The organism is Pseudomonas khorasanensis (assembly GCF_014268505.2).
Taxonomy (GTDB): domain Bacteria; phylum Pseudomonadota; class Gammaproteobacteria; order Pseudomonadales; family Pseudomonadaceae; genus Aquipseudomonas; species Aquipseudomonas khorasanensis.
This window is the reverse complement of the sequence record NZ_JABWQP020000001.1, coordinates 759,555-779,303: the sequence shown is the minus strand read 5'-3', so window position 1 is coordinate 779,303 and position 19,749 is coordinate 759,555. Positions and strand designations below refer to the sequence as shown.

Annotated in this window: 13 protein-coding genes and 2 riboswitches; of the genes, 8 read left to right on the top strand and 5 right to left on the bottom strand. The window is 60.5% G+C overall.

Annotated elements, in window-relative coordinates; all coding sequences use genetic code 11:
- Positions 1-38: 38 nt before the first annotated feature.
- Both cobN and cobW read right to left on the bottom strand, forming a co-directional pair.
- Positions 39-3,887 carry a cobaltochelatase subunit CobN gene (gene cobN, locus HU727_RS03680; RefSeq protein ID WP_186528326.1) on the bottom strand — a complete coding sequence of 1,283 codons (3,849 nt, stop codon included), beginning with the start codon at positions 3,885-3,887 and terminating at the stop codon, positions 39-41.
- Positions 3,888-3,890: 3 nt separating this feature from the next.
- Positions 3,891-4,970: a cobalamin biosynthesis protein CobW gene (gene cobW, locus HU727_RS03675; RefSeq protein ID WP_225919767.1), complete on the bottom strand. Its 1,080-nt coding sequence runs from the start codon at positions 4,968-4,970 to the stop codon at positions 3,891-3,893.
- Between the two features lie 99 nt (positions 4,971-5,069).
- Positions 5,070-5,280, bottom strand: a riboswitch (cobalamin riboswitch).
- A gap of 914 nt (positions 5,281-6,194) precedes the next feature.
- Positions 6,195-6,413, top strand: a riboswitch (cobalamin riboswitch).
- 121 nt (positions 6,414-6,534) lie between these two features.
- On the opposite strand from cobW, the gene HU727_RS03670 reads away from it, so the two are divergent.
- The 4 genes from HU727_RS03670 (at position 6,535) to cobM (ending at position 8,679) form a co-directional block, all read left to right on the top strand.
- The gene (locus tag HU727_RS03670; RefSeq protein ID WP_186528325.1) at positions 6,535-6,732 is read left to right on the top strand and encodes a CbtB domain-containing protein; all 198 of its coding nucleotides are present in this window, start codon (positions 6,535-6,537) and stop codon (positions 6,730-6,732) included.
- 10 nt (positions 6,733-6,742) lie between these two features.
- Positions 6,743-7,444, top strand: a complete 702-nt coding sequence (locus tag HU727_RS03665) for a CbtA family protein (RefSeq protein WP_186528324.1) — start codon at positions 6,743-6,745, stop codon at positions 7,442-7,444.
- On the top strand, positions 7,441-7,854 hold the full coding sequence (locus HU727_RS03660) for a cobalamin biosynthesis protein (protein ID WP_186528323.1): 414 nt from the start codon (positions 7,441-7,443) through the stop codon (positions 7,852-7,854). The genes HU727_RS03665 and HU727_RS03660 overlap by 4 nt, the downstream gene beginning before the upstream one ends.
- A 78-nt stretch (positions 7,855-7,932) precedes the next feature.
- Positions 7,933-8,679, top strand: coding sequence for a precorrin-4 C(11)-methyltransferase (gene cobM, locus HU727_RS03655; protein ID WP_186528322.1), 747 nt, complete (start codon positions 7,933-7,935; stop codon positions 8,677-8,679).
- A gap of 143 nt (positions 8,680-8,822) precedes the next feature.
- On the opposite strand, the gene nfuA is transcribed toward cobM, so the two are convergent.
- Together nfuA and HU727_RS03645 are read right to left on the bottom strand one after the other, a co-directional pair.
- The gene (gene nfuA, locus HU727_RS03650; protein WP_003225494.1) at positions 8,823-9,407 is read right to left on the bottom strand and encodes a Fe-S biogenesis protein NfuA; all 585 of its coding nucleotides are present in this window, start codon (positions 9,405-9,407) and stop codon (positions 8,823-8,825) included.
- A 133-nt stretch (positions 9,408-9,540) separates the two neighbouring features.
- Entirely contained in the window at positions 9,541-11,835 is a 2,295-nt protein-coding gene (locus HU727_RS03645; RefSeq protein ID WP_186528321.1) for a fatty acid cis/trans isomerase, read from the bottom strand.
- 155 nt (positions 11,836-11,990) lie between these two features.
- On the opposite strand from HU727_RS03645, the gene metH reads away from it, so the two are divergent.
- The 4 genes from metH to HU727_RS03625 all read left to right on the top strand — a co-directional run bounded on the left by metH (position 11,991) and on the right by HU727_RS03625 (position 18,630).
- Complete coding sequence (metH, locus tag HU727_RS03640) at positions 11,991-15,701, top strand: methionine synthase (protein ID WP_186528320.1); 3,711 nt, start codon at positions 11,991-11,993, stop codon at positions 15,699-15,701.
- 125 nt (positions 15,702-15,826) lie between these two features.
- The gene (locus tag HU727_RS03635) at positions 15,827-16,045 is read left to right on the top strand and encodes a DUF2970 domain-containing protein (protein WP_186528319.1); all 219 of its coding nucleotides are present in this window, start codon (positions 15,827-15,829) and stop codon (positions 16,043-16,045) included.
- Between the two features lie 448 nt (positions 16,046-16,493).
- Entirely contained in the window at positions 16,494-18,152 is a 1,659-nt protein-coding gene (locus HU727_RS03630; RefSeq protein ID WP_186528318.1) for a nitrite/sulfite reductase, read from the top strand.
- Positions 18,136-18,630, top strand: a complete 495-nt coding sequence (locus HU727_RS03625; RefSeq protein WP_186528317.1) for a DUF934 domain-containing protein — start codon at positions 18,136-18,138, stop codon at positions 18,628-18,630. Before HU727_RS03630 ends, HU727_RS03625 begins: the two co-directional genes overlap by 17 nt.
- A 61-nt stretch (positions 18,631-18,691) precedes the next feature.
- Here the strand turns inward: HU727_RS03625 and sohB are convergent, their stop codons facing one another.
- Entirely contained in the window at positions 18,692-19,723 is a 1,032-nt protein-coding gene (sohB, locus tag HU727_RS03620) for a protease SohB (protein ID WP_186528316.1), read from the bottom strand.
- Positions 19,724-19,749 lie beyond the last annotated feature (26 nt).

Sequence of the window (19,749 nt, the reverse complement as noted above, 5' to 3'; positions counted from 1 at the left end):
GCTTTTCAACTGTAGGCCTTCGCCTGCAGGGGATCGCGTTAGTTATCTTCTTCGATATCCAGCAGCAAGTTCTCCAGCGCCTCTTTATACGCCCCCGGTTCCTGCCACATCCCACGCTGCTGGGCCTCCAGCATCCGTTCGGTCATGTCCCGCAGCGCGTGCGGATTATGTTCGCGAACAAACTCCCGAGTGGCCGGATCCAGCAAATACGCATCCGCCAGCAATGCGTATTGATGATCATCGATCAACTGCGTGGTCGCGTCGAAGGCAAACAGGTTATCAACGGTTGCCGCGAGTTCGAACGCGCCTTTGTAGCCGTGACGTTTTACGCCATCGATCCACTTAGGATTCGCCGCCCGCGAGCGCACCACCCGGTTCAGTTCTTCTTTCAGCGTGCGAATCTTTGGCAGATCCGGCTGGCTGTGATCACCGTGGTAACTCGCTGCCGCTTCGCCGCGAAGAGTTTCCACCGCTGCGAGCATGCCGCCCTGAAACTGGTAATAGTCATTGGAATCGAGCAAGTCGTGTTCGCGATTGTCCTGGTTTTGCAGCACCGCTTGCACCTGGCTCAACCGCTGGCTGAATTGCTCGCGGGCGGCGGTGCCTTCGTCAGCGCCGCCGTAAGCGTACGCGCCCCAGTTCAGGTAAACCTCGGCAAGATCTTCACGGGTTTGCCACAAGCGCCCGTCAATTGCGCCCTGCACTCCGGCGCCATAAGCCCCCGGTTTGGCGCCGAAAATTCGCCAGCCGGCCTGACGCCGCGCAGTGTCCTCGTCGATGCCCGATTGCAGCAGCGCTTCGCGCTCGGCGCGCACCCTGGCCGCCAACGGGTTCAAATCGTCCGGTTCGTCCAGCGCGGCCACCGCTTGCACAGCGGCGTCGAAAAGACGAATCAGATTGGCAAACGCATCCCGAAAAAATCCGGAGACGCGCAGCGTCACATCGACACGCGGCCGATCGAGCAGGCTCAGCGGCAGAATCTCGAAATCATCCACGCGCTGACTGCCCGTGGCCCAGACCGGCCGAACGCCCATCAGCGCCATGGCCTGGGCGATATCATCGCCACCGGTACGCATCGTCGCGGTGCCCCAGACGGACAACCCGAGCTGACGCAAATGGTCGCCATGATCCTGCAGATGCCGCTCAAGAATCAGCGTGGCGGACTGAAACCCGATGCGCCATGCGGTGGTGGTCGGCAAGTTGCGCACGTCGACCGAATAAAAGTTACGGCCCGTGGGCAGCACGTCGAGGCGGCCACGGCTTGGCGCGCCGCTGGGGCCGGCAGGAACGAAACGACCGCTCAACGCATCGAGCAGGCCGCGCATTTCAGCGGGACCGCAGGCGTCGAGGCGTGGGGCCACGACTTCGCGCAGGTTGTCGATGATTGCACTGACTTCAGCCCAGCCCGGTAACTGTGGGAGCGAGCTTGCTCGCGAAGGCGTCGGGTCAGACAACTGGTCTTTTACTGACACACCGCTTTCGCGAGCAGGCTCGCTCCCACAGGGGACATTCAGTGTTTGGGAGATCAGGTCTGCGGCAAACAATTCGAGGCGCTCACGGGTATCGCCGGCGGTGCGCCAGACTTCTTCGCTGATGGCCTGTAACTCGGTCGGACGCGGGCCCCTCCACGGATCGGCCAAGGCGCAATCCAGCGGATCAAAACCCAATTCAAACGCTTTGGCCAGTGCTCGCAGCAGACTCGACTGCGCGCCTTTGCCGTCACCGCGCGGGATGCGCAGCAACGCCAGCAAGGTGTCGATGCGTAAACGCCCGGTCGGTGACTCGCCGAAACTGTGCAACCCATCGCGAATCTGCGACTCCTTCAAGTCACACAAATAGGTGTCCAGGCGCGGTAGCCAGATGGCGGCATCGGCATCACTGTCCAGCGCAGCATCCAGTTGCAGTTCGCGATCGATCCGGGTATCACGCACCAGTTGCAAAATGTCCCGCTGCAACTCTCGGGCGCGGCGCGGATCGAGCAGTTGCGCCTCGTAATATTCGTCGGCCAGCAACTCCAGATTGCGCAACGGCCCGTAGGTTTCGGCGCGGGTCAGCGGGGGCATCAGGTGGTCGATGATCACCGCCTGCGTGCGCCGCTTGGCCTGGGCGCCCTCCCCCGGATCATTGACGATAAACGGGTAGATGTTTGGCAGCGGCCCGAATAGCGCGTCCGGCCAGCAGTGTTCTGAAAGCCCGACGCCCTTGCCCGGCAGCCATTCAAGGTTGCCGTGTTTGCCTACGTGGATCACGCCGTGCGCACCATAGGTATTGCGCAACCAGAAATAGAACGCCAGATAACCGTGCGGCGGAACCAGATCCGGGTCGTGATACACCGCGCTCGGATCGACCTGATAACCGCGTGCCGGTTGAATGCCGACGAAAGTCTGGTCGAAACGCAAACCGGCGATCATCAGACGGCCGTCGCGGCACATTGGATCGTTTTGCGGGAGCCCCCAACGCTCAGTCACCGCCGCGCGATTCGCCTCCGGCAGCGCGTTGAACATCAGCAGATAATCATCCATCGCGAGGCTTTGCTGGCAGGGGCGCAGGTCAATGCTGTCGAGGTCGTTGCTGACACTGCCAAGCAACTGCTGAATCAACTCGGTGCCGCTATCGGGCAACGCACGAGCAACCGGATAACCCTCAACCTGCATCGCACGCAAGATGTTCAGTGCCGCCGTCGGCGTATCGAGACCAACGCCGTTGCCGATGCGACCATCGCGGGTCGGGTAATTGGCGAGGATCAGCGCGATGCGTTTCTCGCCGTTCGGCACTTGCGCCAGAGCGACCCAGCGTCGCGCCAGTTCGGCGACAAAATCCATGCGCTCAGGCTGGGCGCGGTAGCAGACCACATCGGACTGACTGCGCTCGCTGCGCCAGGCCAGATCCTTGAAGCTGATCGGGCGACTGATGATACGTCCGTCGAGTTCCGGCAACGCGATGTGCATTGCCAGATCGCGAGGCCCGAGGCCCTGCTCGCTGTCGCGCCAGCCGGGTTCGTTGTCCTGTGCGCAGATCGCCTGGATCACCGGAATGTTTCGGCGAAACGGCCGCAAATGCGGCGCCTCGGGACTGGACTGGGCAAAGCCGGTGGTGTTGAGAATCACCCCCGCTTCGACCTCGTCCAGCCAGTCCTCGACCACCGAAAGGCAGCCAGGCTCTTTCAAACTGGCGACCGCCATGGGCAGCGGATTAAGCCCCGCCGCCAGCAAGCGTTCGCAGAACACATCGATGAACGCGGTGTTGGCCGCCTGCAAATGCGAGCGATAAAACAACAGCGCCGCCACCGGTTGCCCAGGCTGCCAGTCGGCTTGCCAGTCACTCAGCGCGGCGCTGTTTTTACGGGGATGGTAGATCGCGGTGCGCGGCAAGGTTTGCGGCTCGTCCCACGCATAATCACGGGCGAACCATCGCTGCCCCAAGCAGTGGAAAAAATTCAGCGCATTGCCCCTGCCGCCCTGACGCAGGAACTGCCAGAGCTGATCGCGCTCCTCGGCGTTGACCGTGCTCAAGTCGCTGAGCTCCGGATCGGGGCGGTCGTCGCCGGGCACCAGAATCAGTTGCACGCCGCGCTCGGACAACTCGACCAGCCGCTCGACGCCGTAGCGCCAATACGCAATGCCGCCGTGCAGCGAGATCAGAATGACCTTGGCGTGGCGCAGCACTTCATCGACATACAGATCGACCGACGCATGATTCTGCACTTGCATCGGATTGGCCAGGCGCAGGCTCGGATAGTCATCGGGCAATTGCTGCGCGGCTTCGGCGAGGAGCGCCAGACTCGAATCGCCGCTGCACAGGATCACCAGCTCGGCGGGCGTTTGTCCAAGGTCGGCAATGTTGTCGTCCGAGACGAAACCACCGGGCTGGGTCCTGAGCAGGTGCATGGCTTAAACGCTGAGCGCGGCGCGCAATTGCGCTTCGAGTTGGGCCGCATCCAGCGCCTGGCCGATCAGGACCAGACGCGTGACTCGCGCTTCCTCGGCCCCCCATTTGCGGTCGAAATGCTTGTCGAAACGCGTGCCCACGCCTTGAATCAGCAGGCGCATCGGCTTGTTCGGAATCGCCGCAAAACCCTTGACCCGCAGGATGCCGTGCTGGACCACCAATTGCGTCAGCGCGTCGAGCAACAGGCTCTCGTCGCTTTGTGGCAGTTCGATGGAGATCGAATCGAAGGCATCGTGATCGTGGTCATCGTGGTCATCGTGGTCGTCATCGCCGTCATGGTGATGGTCGTGATGGCTGTGGCGGCTGTCGATGTGTTCTTCGGAGCCTGCACCCAGACCGATCAGCACGTCGAGCGGCAGGCGACCGTTGCTGGCTTCGATGATTTTTACGGCTGGCGGCAATTCTTCGGCAACTTCCAGGCGCACGCGCGCCAGATCTTCCGGGCTGGTCTGGTCGGCTTTGTTGAGAATGACCAGGTCGGCGCTGGCCAGTTGGTCGGCGAACAGCTCGTGCAGCGGCGACTCGTGATCCAGGTTCGGATCGAGTTTGCGCTGCGCATCGACCTGATCAGGGAACGCGGCGAAAGTACCGGCCGCCACGGCCGGGCTGTCGACCACGGTGATCACTGCGTCAACGGTGCAGGCGCTGCGGATTTCCGGCCACTGAAAGGCTTGTACCAAGGGCTTTGGCAGGGCCAGGCCGGACGTTTCGATGAGGATGTGATCGAGGTCGCCGCGACGCGCCACCAGTTCACGCATCACCGGGAAAAACTCTTCCTGAACGGTGCAGCACAGGCAACCATTGGCCAGTTCGTAAACGCGGCCGCTGGCTTCTTCTTCAGTGCAGCCGATGGTGCATTGCTTGAGGATTTCGCCGTCGATACCGAGTTCGCCAAACTCGTTGACGATCACCGCGATCCGCCGGCCCTGAGCATTGTCGAGCATGTGCCGCAGCAACGTGGTTTTGCCCGAACCGAGGAAACCGGTGACGATGGTGACGGGGAGTTTGGCCAGTGTTTTCATCGGTATGCCCTTTGGCAAGCGGCGGGCATACGGGACGAGAACCGGCAGCGCGCGTGCACGCCGGAAGCATTCGCCACCGGATCACCCCGCCCGGTTGTAGTGAGAATCTGTGACGAGGCAGGTCTCCTGGCTGACGGCGTTCAGGCGCGGGGCCTGGCGTTCGCTGCGCCTTCCCGCTGGCTCATCGGCTGAGCTGGCAGTGGCGTGGCAACGAACATCACCGTTCACAGTTGCGGGGGCAGCCGCGGCTTTGACCGCGTTCCCTTCTTAGCTTCGGCCAGGCCGAAGAACCTCGAAGGCGCAAGGCTACGCATGGGTCCGTCGTGGGTCAATGGTCGGTGAGTCTGAAACTGGGGTATATCCGTTGCTGCGGTAACGGCTTCTTATGGTTTCGCTCTTACAGCGAGTCACCTTTTCCAAACGCCGGAATGCCGGCCCAGCGAAAGGTAACCCAAAAGGCTTTGCCCCAGCGTACGGCCCTCTCGCTGGGGCTCGGGGTACCTTCGTTACGGGATCGATCCGGGCGCAGCGGCTCCGGTTGGCTTCGCTGCACCTACACTCGCTGTGTACGACTGCGTCGTACGGTCGCTGCGCTCCCACACCCGGATCGATCCCGTAACGAAGCCTGCCGAAGGGGCAAAAGATCAAAAGCCAAAGCAACAGCAGAAACAGAAGCAGAAGCAGAAGCAAAAGCCAGATCAAAAGATCGCAGCCTTCGGCAGCTCCTACAGTTGGATCGCGTACCACACAAGAACAGGTCGGCTGTCAGGCCGCCTTCACGAGCAGGCTCGCTCCCACAGAAAAGCAAAGCAGCGCAGCCGCCCGCGGCAAAGCCGCCCCACTCAACAATGAGCGTTAGCTCGAGTGCTTTTGATCCACCGGCGACGTCGGAAGGCTGAGTGGAGGGATTGATCCGGGCGTGGGAGCGCAGCGACCGTACGACGCAGTCGTACACAGCGAGTGTAGGTGCAGCGAAGCAAACCGGAGCCGCTGCGCCCGGATCAGTCCCGGAGCGAAGGAACCCGAGCCCGCGAGGGCCGAACGCAGGAGCAAGCCTTTTGGGTTACCTTTTTGGCGTTTGAAAAAGGTGACTCGCCGTAAGGGCGAAACCGCCAGCCGCAGCACCGCAAAATCGGATATACACACAACACACCTGAAAAAAGCCCCCCTCGCAGCAACGGATCCACCCCCCAAAAATTGACTAAAAACCCAAACCCATGCTCTCCTGCACACCTTGTTACGGGTGCCCCTCACAGGGTGAAACGGGAAACCGGTGAATCATGTGCTTTACTCAAGGCCATGTCAGTCCGGTGCTGCCCCCGCAACGGTAAGTGAGCGAAGCGTCGAATCCACTGTGCCCCGGCATGGGAAGGTGACGTTTGCAGGTCGGCCATACGCCCACCCCTCACGAGCCCGGAGACCGGCCCGCAACACCCGGCGCGCACAGCGCGCCGAGTACAAACAAACCCGCGGTGGGCGGGCGCTGTTCGAAATCCTTGCGGGCCCGGCGCGCAGGGATTTTCATGCGCTCTATTCACCCGCTGACATTTCAGAGGGAAGCGCTATGTCGATCATCAGCAATACCGTCAGCAACACTGACCACATCTCCAGAACCACCACCCTGGGCCAACGTGTGGCCGCCGCCCTCTTCGCCTCGATCCTCGGTGCCAGCCTGGTCTGGTTCGCTGGCTTCTCACACATCGAAGCGGTGCACAACGCCGCCCACGATACCCGCCACAGCGCCGCGTTCCCGTGCCACTGAGGCTGACGACATGATCAAGCGTATCGCGCAAACCGCCGGGTTCACCGGTCTGCTGGCCGCCCTGCTGCTCACGTTGCTGCAAAGTTTCTGGGTATCACCGTTGATTCTTGAAGCTGAAGCCTTCGAGAAATCCGAACCCGTTGCCCACGTGCATGAACACACCGCTGGCACCGCTGCGCACAGCCATGATGCCGAAGCCTGGGAGCCGGAAGATGGCTGGCAGCGCGTGGCATCGACCACTGGCGGCAATCTGGTCGTGGCGGTCGGTTTCGCCTTGATGCTCGCCGGCCTCTACACCCTGCGCGCGCCGACAAAAACGTCGCAAGGCCTGATCTGGGGGCTGGCCGGTTACGCCACGTTCGTCCTCGCGCCGACACTGGGCCTGCCACCTGAATTACCGGGCACCGCCGCCGCTGACCTGGCATCCCGGCAGATGTGGTGGATCTGCACCGCCGCATCAACCGCTGTCGGGCTCGCGTTGATTGCGTTCAGCCGTCACTGGCTGATGAAGATCCTCGGCGTGGCGATTCTTGCCGTACCGCACGTGATCGGCGCGCCACAACCGCAGGTGCATTCCATGCTCGCTCCCGAGGCGCTGGAAACACAATTCAAAATCGCTTCGCAGTTGACCAACGTGGCGTTCTGGCTGGCCCTGGGCCTCATCAGCGCCTGGTTGTTCCGCCGCAACAGCGCAGGGCAATACCAGGCATGACCGATGACCGTGCAGCGTCGACCTTCGTGGTCGGCCTTGGCTGCCAGCGCGGCTGCCCGGCCAGCACGTTGCGCGCACTACTCGATCAAGCGCTGCAGGCGCATCGCATCGAACTTCGGGCCGTCAAGGCGCTGGCCACTATCGATCTGAAGCGCGACGAACCGGGCTTGCAGGAACTCGCCACGCAACTGGATCTGCCGTTGCAGTATTTCAGCAGTGACGAACTCGCCGGTTACCAGCCACGCCTCAGTCATCAATCGCAAATCGCCTTCGAGCGCACCGGTTGCTACGGTGTGGCTGAAAGCGCCGCGCTGGCGCTCGCCGAGCAACTGATTCAGGCGCCGGCGAAGCTGCTGATTTCCCGGCAAAAGTATGCGCAGGCCACGCTGGCATTGGCCGGCGCTGCGTAAAATCCCGATAATCCCCGCCATCGATCATGAGCACCCTTCATCCGGGGTGCAGCTGCGCTTCTTATCAAGGATTCAACGATGACCGTCTACTTCATCGGCGCCGGCCCCGGCGACCCGGAACTCATCACCGTCAAAGGCCAGCGCCTGATTCGAAGCTGCCCGGTGATTATCTACGCCGGTTCGCTGGTGCCGGCGGCTGTGCTGGAAGGTCATCAGGCTGAAAGCGTGGTCAACAGCGCTGAGTTGCACCTGGAACAGATCATCGAGCTGTTCAAGGCCGCTCATGCCAAAGGCCAGGACGTCGCCAGGGTGCATTCGGGAGACCCGAGTCTGTACGGGGCGATTGGCGAGCAGATTCGCTATTTGCGTGAGCTGGGCATCGCGTTCGAGATTGTTCCAGGCGTGACCGCCACAGCGGCGTGCGCAGCCTTGCTCGGTGCCGAGCTGACCCTGCCGGACATTTCGCAAAGCGTGATTCTGACCCGCTATGCCGACAAGACTGCAATGCCGGCAGGCGAAGAGCTGGCCAATCTGGCGCAGCACGGTGCAACCATGGCGATCCATCTGGGGGTCAATCATCTTCCGAAGATAGTGGTCGAACTGCTGCCGCATTACGGCGCGGATTGTCCAATCGCGGTGATTCACCGCGCGACGTGGCCGGATCAGGATTGGGTAACAGGAACGCTGGCGGATATTGCCGGCAAGGTTGAAGCCAAAGGCTTTCGGCGCACGGCGCTGATTCTGGTCGGGCGCGTGCTGGGAAGTGAGGTGTTCGGCGAATCTTCGCTGTATCGCGCCGGGCACGCGCATCTTTATCGCCCCTGAAAGCGCTTTCGCGAGCAGGCTCGCTCCCACAGGGGAATGCATTACCTTGTGGGAGCGAGCCTGCTCGCGAAAAGGGTTGGCAACTATCGCCCATAAAAAACGGCGCTCACGGGGCGCCGTTTTTCATGCTCGCAGCAAACGCCTTAGTAGTAGGCGTTTTCTTTCTGCGTGTGGTCAGTCACGTCGCGAACGCCCTTGAGCTCCGGAATGCGCTCCAGCAAGGTGCGCTCGATGCCTTCCTTCAAGGTCACGTCAGCCTGGCCGCAGCCTTGGCAACCGCCACCAAACTGCAACACGGCGATGCCGTCTTCCACCACATCGATCAGGCTCACCTGACCGCCGTGGCTGGCCAGCCCCGGGTTGATTTCGGTTTGCAGGTAATAGTTGATGCGCTCGTTGACCGGGCTGTCGGCGTTGACCATCGGCACCTTGGCGTTAGGCGCCTTGATGGTCAGCTGGCCGCCCATGCGGTCGGTGGCGTAATCGACCACGGCGTCATCGAGAAACGCTTCGCTGAACGAATCGATGTAAGCGGTGAAGCTTTTCAGCCCCAGCGCCGTATCTTCAGGTTTTTCTTCGCCCGGCTTGCAGTAGGCAATGCAGGTCTCGGCGTACTGGGTGCCGGGCTGGGTGATGAAGACGCGGATGCCGATGCCCGGGGTGTTCTGCTTGGAGAGCAGATCGGCCAGGTAATCATGGGCGGCGTCGGTAATGGTAATAGCGGTCATGGAAACTCCTCGCAGGCTTGGGCGCAGTTTACGCCAATCAGGGCGCCTGACAAAGTCCTAGTATTTTTGTCGGGAAAGAATCTCGATAGTTCCACCCTACATCCCCTGTGGCAATGACAGCCGTAGCGATCAATCACAGGTTCTCGTACCGATTCATATCCAGCACGCCCTCTTCCACGGGATCGGTCTCATGGATGTAAGCGCTCAGATCATGGAAATAGAACCAGAACTGCGGGTGACTGCGGCGAATGCCCCACCGCTCGACGACCTTCTCGAACCGGTTGGCATCCCTGGCATTTTCCATGGCATCGACAAACGCCGGGATTTGATCGGCCGGGACGTTGAAGATGAAATTCGGATAGCTGGTCAGCACGCCCGGATAAATCGTCAGCGTGTCGAGCCCGGGTTGATAACGCAGCGATTCGCCGAGCAGAAACGCCACGTTGCTGTGGGCGCGGTTGCGCAGCAGGCTGTAGACCTCGCGCTTGCCACTCGCCGTTTCGACGCGCAGCAAGGTCGCTTCGGGCATTTGATCGATGACTTTCAGCCCGGCCGCTGGCCGCGATGCCAGGCGACTCAAAGCCTGTTCTGCATTCTGTAACGCCGGATCGATGTTGGGCCGCGAGCAATAAGCGCCGTCACAGCGATTGATCGGGTCCGGTCGCGCGTTCAAATCGCCATAACGCGCCAGCAACTGCAGTGCGAAATCGCGCTTCGGGTCTTTCTCGTCAAGTTTGAGTGCGGTCGGCTTATCGTCATCGATGGCTTCATAGTCGAGCCACATCTTCAACTGTCCGCTGTTCTGGTACCAATCGTTGAGGTAGTCCTCGCGCGAATCGGCGGGCATCAGGCGCAGGAAGTTCTGCTCGGCGCCGTTGCGGATCAGGTCGAAGTACAGCCGGGTCTGCGCTTGATGGGAAACGTTGCCGAACACGTCGAAGTTGACAGCGAGCTGGTAATACGTGCGTTCCAGCAGCGGATAATCGAACAGCCACATCGTCTGCGGCACTTCGCCAATAAGACCCTTGGTCACCGAAGCGCTGTCGAAATGACGGAAAATGCTCAGCAAGGCGTTGTCATTGCCGGCCCATAGCGTCGACCAGCTCGGGGCCGGGAGGTCGGCGTAGCTGTCGCGGCGCAGGGCTTCGTATTCGTTACGCTTGTCGCGATAGTTGCGCCACAGGCTCAAAACGCTGCCAACGTCGTCGTTCTGCCCCGGCATCGCCAGCAATGGCGTGGCCTGGCCGCGATAGTTCGGGTCGGTGATATACAGGTCATGCTCGGGCGCTTGAAACAGCGCCCAGAAGTTGTCGCGGATCACGTCGGTTGCAATTTGCCCACGGCACACCGGCCCGCGAATAAACGTGCGAACGAAATACTCGGCGTTATCGAGCATGAACTGATAGCGCGCCTGTGCCGGGATCGCCTCGAACGTGGCAAATGGGTTGGCCCGGCTCTGCGGGCCGTAACCCGGCAAGGCATTGACCTGCCAGTTGCCGCTGTAAAACAGGCTTTTGATCCGGGCCATTTTCGCAGCGCTGAGCGGGTAAGTGATGTGCGTCTTGTGCACGATCACGCCTTGCACCGGCCACAAGCGGTAAAACACCTGAGTACCCGGATCGTCGTTGGGGCGACGTGTGGCGATCAGATCGATCGGCTGGCCGCTCGGCGTGCGTGAGCGGACCCACTGGAAATAGCGCCCCGGCTCGCCGTCCTTGAAATAGAGGTGCGCAAGGTACCAGTGTTCAAACAGCCAGCGCCCCACCAGGCTTTGCCGCGCGCCGGGGGCATTGAGCAGGTTTTCCCACTGCAATATCTGCATCGCCTCCTTGGCGTTTGGCGCCAGATTTTGCTCATCTATTGGCGCACCCGAGGCCAGCCAGCGCTGCAAGGTCTGATACTGCTGATCGGTCAGCCCGGTGACGGCCAGCGGCATCCCTTCTTTAGGATGCACACCGGCGTAAGCGTCAAACTCCGCGGGCATTGCGCAGAGATTGTTACGGTTGAGCCCCAGCACAATCTCTTGCGGGAGCTTGGCGTTCGGCGTCAGCGACGTCTTGTGACCAAGTTCGAGCATGCGCGCCATCAGTGCGGCCTGGCTGCCCTGAGCGTCGAGCACCGAATAGAAATCTTTCTGCTGCCAGGCGCGCTTGCCGAATGCGTCGTAGAACAGCCGCGTGGTCGGCGCCGCCTGGGTGCGTTCGCCGTCATAGACCGGCATTTTGCTCGCGCCACGGGCTGCGCCTTCGCCACTGCCCAGATTCAACTGGCACGCAGAGTCGTAGCAGGCATGACAGGCCACGCACTTCTCGGTAAAGATCGGTTGAATGTCGCGGCTGTAAGAGATAGTAGACGAGGTCGCAGGATCTTGCGCCACAGCGCCCCCGCTCAGGAACAGCAACAAGATACTGATGACGCGGTACGGCATGCTGCTGATCCCGATGATGAAAAAAGGCCGCGATTCTACCTTTATGACGCTCGTACCAACATGAGCGATATTCATGCAAATGGCTTGTATGCTCCAAAAGCGCACAGGTTTGCTATGATCCCGCTCCTTCGTAATGGTCTTTTCGAGTAGTCCACATGTCCGATCGCAGCGTCCGCCTTCAAGCTCTCAAGCAAGCCCTCAAAGAGCGCATCCTGATTCTCGATGGCGGGATGGGCACGATGATCCAGAGCTACAAGCTCGAAGAGCAGGATTATCGCGGCAAACGCTTCGCGGACTGGCCCAGTGACGTCAAGGGCAACAATGACCTGCTGGTGATCACTCGTCCGGACGTGATCGGCGGCATCGAAAAGGCTTATCTGGACGCCGGTGCCGACATTCTCGAAACCAACACTTTCAACGCCACGCGCATTTCGATGGCCGATTACGGCATGGAAGAACTGGCCTACGAACTCAACGTAGAAGGCGCACGCCTGGCCCGCAAGGTCGCCGATGCGAAAACCGCTGAAAACCCGGCCAAGCCGCGCTTCGTCGCCGGCGTGCTCGGCCCGACCAGCCGCACCTGCTCGCTGTCACCGGACGTCAACAACCCCGGCTATCGCAACGTTACCTTCGATGAACTGGTAGAGAACTACACCGAAGCCACCAAAGGCCTGATCGAGGGCGGCGCCGACCTGATCCTGATCGAAACCATCTTCGACACCCTCAACGCCAAAGCGGCGATCTTCGCCGTGCAAGGTGTATTCGAAGAGCTGCACATCGAACTGCCGATCATGATTTCCGGCACCATCACCGATGCGTCCGGCCGCACCCTGTCGGGCCAGACCACCGAAGCGTTCTGGAACTCCGTGGCCCACGCCAAGCCGATTTCGGTGGGTTTGAACTGCGCCCTGGGTGCCAGTGAACTGCGTCCGTATCTGGAAGAACTGTCGAACAAGGCCAGCACCCACGTTTCCGCGCACCCGAACGCCGGCCTGCCCAACGAGTTCGGCGAGTACGACGAGTTGCCGTCGCAAACCGCAAAAGTCATCGAAGAATTCGCCCAAAGCGGCTTCCTCAACATTGTCGGCGGCTGCTGCGGCACCACGCCGGGCCACATCGAAGCCATCGCCAAAGCCGTGGCCGGTTACGCACCGCGACAGATTCCGGACATTCCCAAGGCCTGCCGCCTGTCCGGCCTGGAGCCGTTCACCATTGATCGCAGCTCGCTGTTCGTCAACGTCGGCGAGCGGACCAACATCACCGGCTCGGCCAAGTTCGCCCGCCTGATCCGTGAAGACAACTACACCGAAGCCCTTGAAGTCGCCCTGCAGCAGGTCGAGGCGGGCGCCCAAGTGATCGACATCAACATGGACGAAGGGATGCTCGATTCGAAGAAGGCCATGGTGACCTTCCTCAATCTGATCGCCGGCGAACCGGACATCTCGCGCGTGCCGATCATGATCGACTCCTCGAAATGGGAAGTGATCGAGGCCGGCCTGAAATGCATTCAGGGCAAAGGCATCGTCAACTCGATCAGCATGAAAGAAGGCGTCGAGCAGTTCATTCATCACGCCAAACTGTGCAAGCGCTACGGCGCTGCGGTGGTGGTAATGGCCTTCGACGAAGCAGGCCAGGCCGACACCGAGGCGCGCAAGAAGGAAATCTGCAAACGCTCCTACGACATTCTGGTCAACGAAGTCGGCTTCCCGCCGGAAGACATTATTTTCGACCCGAACATCTTCGCCGTGGCCACCGGCATCGAAGAGCACAACAACTATGCCGTGGACTTCATCAATGCCTGCGCCTACATCCGCGATGAGCTGCCGTACGCGCTGACGTCAGGCGGCGTGTCCAACGTGTCGTTCTCGTTCCGCGGCAACAACCCGGTGCGCGAGGCGATTCACTCGGTGTTTCTGCTGTACGCGATCCGCGCCGGCCTGACCATGGGCATCGTCAACGCCGGCCAACTGGAGATCTACGACCAGATCCCGCAGGAGCTGCGCGACGCCGTCGAAGACGTGATCCTCAACCGCACTCCGGAAGGCACCGACGCCCTCCTCGCCATCGCCGACAAGTACAAGGGCGACGGCAGTGTCAAGGAAGCCGAGACCGAAGAATGGCGCAACTGGGACGTCAACAAGCGTCTGGAGCATGCGCTGGTCAAGGGCATCACCACGCACATCGTCGAAGACACCGAAGAGTCGCGCCAGTCGTTCGCCCGCCCGATCGAGGTCATCGAAGGCCCGCTGATGTCGGGCATGAACATCGTCGGCGACCTGTTCGGCGCCGGCAAAATGTTCCTGCCGCAAGTGGTAAAATCCGCCCGTGTGATGAAACAGGCTGTGGCGCACCTGATTCCATTCATCGAACTGGAAAAAGGCGACAAACCGGAAGCCAAGGGCAAGATCCTCATGGCCACGGTGAAAGGCGACGTGCACGACATCGGCAAGAACATTGTCGGCGTGGTGCTCGGTTGCAACGGTTACGACATCGTTGACCTCGGCGTGATGGTGCCGGCCGAGAAGATCCTGCAGGTCGCCAAGGAAGAAAAGTGCGACATCATCGGCCTCTCCGGCCTGATCACCCCGTCGCTGGATGAAATGGTTCACGTTGCCCGTGAAATGCAGCGTCAGGATTTCCACCTGCCACTGATGATCGGTGGCGCGACCACGTCCAAGGCACACACGGCGGTGAAAATCGAACCGAAGTACAGCAACGACGCCGTGGTCTACGTGACGGATGCCTCGCGCGCCGTCGGCGTGGCGACGCAGCTGCTGTCCAAGGAACTCAAGGCCGGTTTCGTCGAAAAAACCCGCCTGGAGTACATCGACGTCCGCGAGCGCACGTCCAATCGCAGCGCCCGCACCGAGCGCCTCAGCTACGCCGCCGCGATCGCCAAGAAGCCGCAATTTGACTGGGCCGGTTATCAGCCGGTCAAACCGACCTTCACCGGCAGCAAGGTGCTGGACAACATCGACCTCAAGGTGCTGGCCGAATACATCGACTGGACGCCGTTCTTCATTTCCTGGGATCTGGCGGGCAAATTCCCACGCATCCTTGAAGACGAAGTGGTCGGTGAAGCCGCCACGGCGCTGTACAAGGACGCCCGGGAGATGCTCGCCAAGCTGATCGACGAGAAGCTGATCAGTGCCCGTGCAGTGTTCGGTTTCTGGCCGGCCAACCAGGTAAATGAGGACGACATCGAGCTGTACGGCGATGACGGCAAGCCGCTGGCCAAACTTCATCACCTGCGTCAGCAGATCATCAAGACCGACGGCAAACCCAATTTCTGCCTGGCCGACTTCGTTGCGCCAAAGGACAGCGAAATCACCGACTATGTCGGTGGGTTCATCACCACCGCCGGCATTGGCGCCGAGGAAGTGGCCAAGGCTTATCAGGACGCTGGCGACGATTACAACTCGATCATGGTCAAGGCCCTGGCCGACCGCTTGGCCGAAGCGTGCGCAGAATGGCTGCACCAGCAAGTGCGCAAAGAGCACTGGGGTTATGCGAGGGACGAGGTGCTCGACAACGATGCACTGATCAAAGAGCAATACCGTGGCATCCGTCCCGCGCCTGGCTACCCGGCCTGTCCGGATCACACCGAGAAAGCCGCGCTGTTCACCCTGCTTGATCCAGAGGCGGCCGAAATGCGTGCCGGACGCAGCGGCGTGTTCCTCACCGAGCACTACGCAATGTTCCCGGCCGCTGCGGTCAGTGGCTGGTACTTCGCTCATCCGCAGGCGCAATACTTTGCCGTGGGCAAAATCGACAAGGACCAGGTCCAGAGCTACACCGCGCGCAAGGGTCAGGACCTGAGCGTGACCGAGCGCTGGCTGGCGCCGAATCTGGGTTATGACAACTGATCCAGCCTCACAGACCCTGCAGGAGCGAGGATGAGGCGTCTGTGCCGGCCTCTTCGCGATTAGCTTTGCTGTGTTCTTCAGCGGGTTGGCTATGCTTGTCTGAACACACCACAGACGAGGGATTTATGGACGATCCAGTCGACAACAAACCGCCGACCTTCTGGCAGATGCTGCACAGCGTGCTGGCGGCGGCGTTCGGGGTGCAGAGCGGCAAGAATCGGGAAAGGGACTTTACCCACGGCAAACCCAGCCATTTCGTCATGCTGGGCATTCTGTTCACGGCGATATTCGCGCTGACGCTGTTCGGCATCGTCAAGCTGGTGCTGCATCTGGCGGGGCTTTAGGCCAGCCCGGGAACGGCCCATGGCCGTTCCCGGAGCTTTGGTTCATTGATGGCTGACCCAGAACACGGCCGTTCCCACGACCAGAATAATCAGAAACAAAATGGCCCACGCATCAACGCTACTGTCGCTTTTCCTTGCCTTGGTCGGGTTGCTCATTGCATCGCCTCTTATCGGTTTTGTCGGTGATTGCAGAAAGACTCGTCCACAGTTAAGACGATGATTGCCCGCACGACAAATGTGGAATAGTTAATAACTGTTCTCGTTAGGCGATTTGGTTCTTTACATATACTCAAACATCACTTTTGCGCATAACTGCAAACGGGTATATTGCCCCGGCTCCGTTAGGGAGCGCGCGGCCGTGCGCGCAGAATTGCAGAGGCATAATCGGACTTCAGCAAGCGAAAACGCAGCGTTTCCGAGTAGCCCAAAGCCTGAGAACAGGACTTATATGTACGTATACGACGAGTACGATCAGCGGATCATCGAGGACCGCGTCAAGCAGTTCCGTGATCAGACCCGACGCTATCTGGCAGGTGAGCTGAGCGAAGAAGAATTCCGCCCCCTGCGCCTGCAAAATGGCCTGTACATCCAGCGCTTCGCGCCGATGTTGCGCGTGGCGGTGCCTTACGGCCAGCTGACTTCGCGTCAGGTGCGCATGATGGCCAAGATCGCCCGCGACTACGACAAGGGCTACGCCCATATCAGTACGCGGCAGAACGTGCAGTTCAACTGGCCGGCCGTTGAAGACATCCCGGACATCCTTGCCGAGCTGGCAACCGTGCAGATGCACGCGATCCAGACCAGCGGCAACTGCCTGCGCAACGTCACCACCGATCAGTTCGCCGGTGTCGCCGCCGATGAAGTGATCGATCCGCGGCCTTGGTGCGAGATCGTGCGCCAGTGGACGACGTTCCACCCGGAATTTGCCTACCTGCCGCGCAAGTTCAAGATCGCCGTCAACGGTTCGACCGCTGACCGTGCCGCCATCGAAGTCCATGACATCGGTCTGGAACCGGTCTACAACGCCGCTGGCGAGCTGGGTTTCCGCGTGCTGGTCGGCGGAGGCCTCGGGCGTACGCCGGTTGTGGGCGCATTCATCAACGAGTTCCTGCCGTGGCAGGACCTGTTGAGCTACCTCGATGCCATTCTGCGTGTGTACAACCGCTACGGCCGTCGTGACAACAAGTACAAGGCGCGCATCAAGATCCTCGTCAAAGCACTGACCCCAGAAGTATTCGCACAAAAAGTCGATGCGGAAATGGAGCACCTGCGCGGTGGCCAGACCACGCTGACCGAAGCCGAACTGCATCGCGTCGCCAAGCATTTCGTCGACCCGGACTACAAGGTCCTCGACAACCAGACGGCTCAGTTGGCCGATCTGGACAAGGAACACCCAGGCTTCGCCCGCTGGCGTACCCGCAACACCTTGGCGCACAAGAAGCCGGGCTATGTAGCCGTGACCCTGTCGCTGAAGCCGACCGGCGTTGCGCCGGGCGACATTACCGATAAACAGCTCGACGCCGTCGCGGATCTGGCCGAGCGCTACAGCTTCGGCCAACTGCGCACTTCCCACGAGCAGAACATCATTCTTGCCGATGTCGAGCAAAGCCAGTTGTTCACCCTGTGGGGCGAGCTGCGCGAGCAAGGTTTCGCCACGCCGAACATTGGCCTGCTGACCGACATCATCTGCTGCCCGGGCGGTGATTTCTGCTCGCTGGCCAACGCCAAGTCGATCCCGATTGCCGAGTCGATCCAGCGCCGTTTCGACGACCTGGACTATCTGTTCGACATCGGCGAGCTTGACCTGAACATCTCCGGTTGCATGAACGCTTGCGGTCACCACCATGTCGGCCACATCGGTATTCTCGGGGTGGACAAGAAGGGCGAAGAGTTCTACCAGGTCTCTCTGGGCGGCAGCGCCAGCCGTGACGCGAGCCTTGGCAAGATCCTCGGCCCGTCCTTCGCTCAGGAAGCCATGCCGGATGTCATCTCGAAGCTGATTGACGTGTACGTCGAACAACGTACTGAAGACGAGCGCTTCATCGACACCTATCAGCGTATTGGCATCGACCTCTTCAAGGAACGCGTCTATGCAGCGAATCATTAAAAACAACGAAGTCGTCGATGAAACCTGGCACTTGCTGCCGAAGGATTTCAACATCGACGAGATCAGCAACTGCGACGACCTGATCGTGCCTCTGCAACTGTGGCGCGAGCACAGCCGCATGCTCCAGGCCCGCGATGGCGGCCTGGGCGTCTGGCTGGACGCTGATGAGGAAGCCGAGGAAATCGGTGCAGACGTTGATCAGTTTCAGGTCATCGCGCTGAACTTCCCTGCGTTTACTGACGGCCGCAACTACTCCAACGCCCGTCTGCTGCGTGACCGCTATGGTTTCAAGGGTGAGTTGCGGGCGATCGGCGACGTGTTGCGGGATCAGCTGTTCTACATGCGCCGTTGCGGGTTTGATGCGTTCGCTATCCGCGCGGACAAAGACCCGTACGAGGCACTTGAAGGTCTGAAAGACTTCTCCGTGACGTACCAGGCGGCCGCCGACGAACCGCTGCCACTGTTCCGTCGTCGTTAAGTCTGCAAAAAAAACGCCGGTCATCTGACCGGCGTTTTTTTATGCCTGCGATATCGCTTTTTTACCAGAAGCGCTGCTGCGTCAGGCGGCTCCACCAGTTCAGCAGTACGCGATCCACTGAACCGCTCGCGGCCATGCCGATGCGCTCCTGCAGGCTTTTGCGCTCGGCGTAGTGCAGGTGATAGACATCGGCCTGTTTGGCCTTCTGCGCCAGGTATTCGTCACTGGTCTTGAGCTCATCAACCAGCTGTTTGTCCAGCGCGGCCACGCCGAGCCAAACTTCGCCAGTGGCCACTTCGTCGATTGCCAGTTGCGGGCGATAGCGCGAGACGAAGTTCTTGAACAACTGATGGGTGATGTCGAGGTCTTCCTGAAACTTCTCCCGGCCCTTTTCGGTGTTTTCGCCAAACACGGTCAAGGTGCGCTTGTATTCACCGGCCGTCAGCACTTCGAAATCAATGTCATGCTTTTTCAGCAGGCGGTTGACGTTGGGCAACTGCGCCACCACACCAATCGATCCCAGGATGGCGAAGGGTGCGCTGATGATCTTCTGGCCAATGCACGCCATCATGTAACCACCGCTCGCGGCGACTTTGTCGATGCACACGGTCAACGGCACGCCGGCTTCGCGGATGCGCGCCAGTTGCGAAGACGCCAGGCCATAGCTGTGGACCATGCCGCCACCGCTTTCCAGACGCAGTACCACTTCGTCTTTTGGCGTAGCGAGGGTCAGCAGTGCGGTGATTTCATGGCGCAAGCTTTCGGTCGCCGAGGCCTTGATGTCGCCGTCGAAATCCAGCACAAACACCCGAGCTTTGGTATCAGGCTTTTTCTTCTGTTTCTTCTCGCTTTTGTCGGCCTTGGCTTCGCCCTTGCGCAAGGCCTTGAGCTGGTCCTTGTCGAGCAGCGTCTGCTCCAGGCGCTCACGCAACCCTTTGTAGAAATCATTGAGTTTGCTGACCTGCAACTGGCCCGCTGACTTGCGCCGACCCTTGCTGCGCATCGCGGCAAAACTGGCAAGCACGACCAGAATGGCGATCACAAGCGTGACCGTCTTGGCCAGGAAACTGGCGTATTCGGTGAAAAACTCCACAGAGACTCCTCAAAACAATGCGCGGA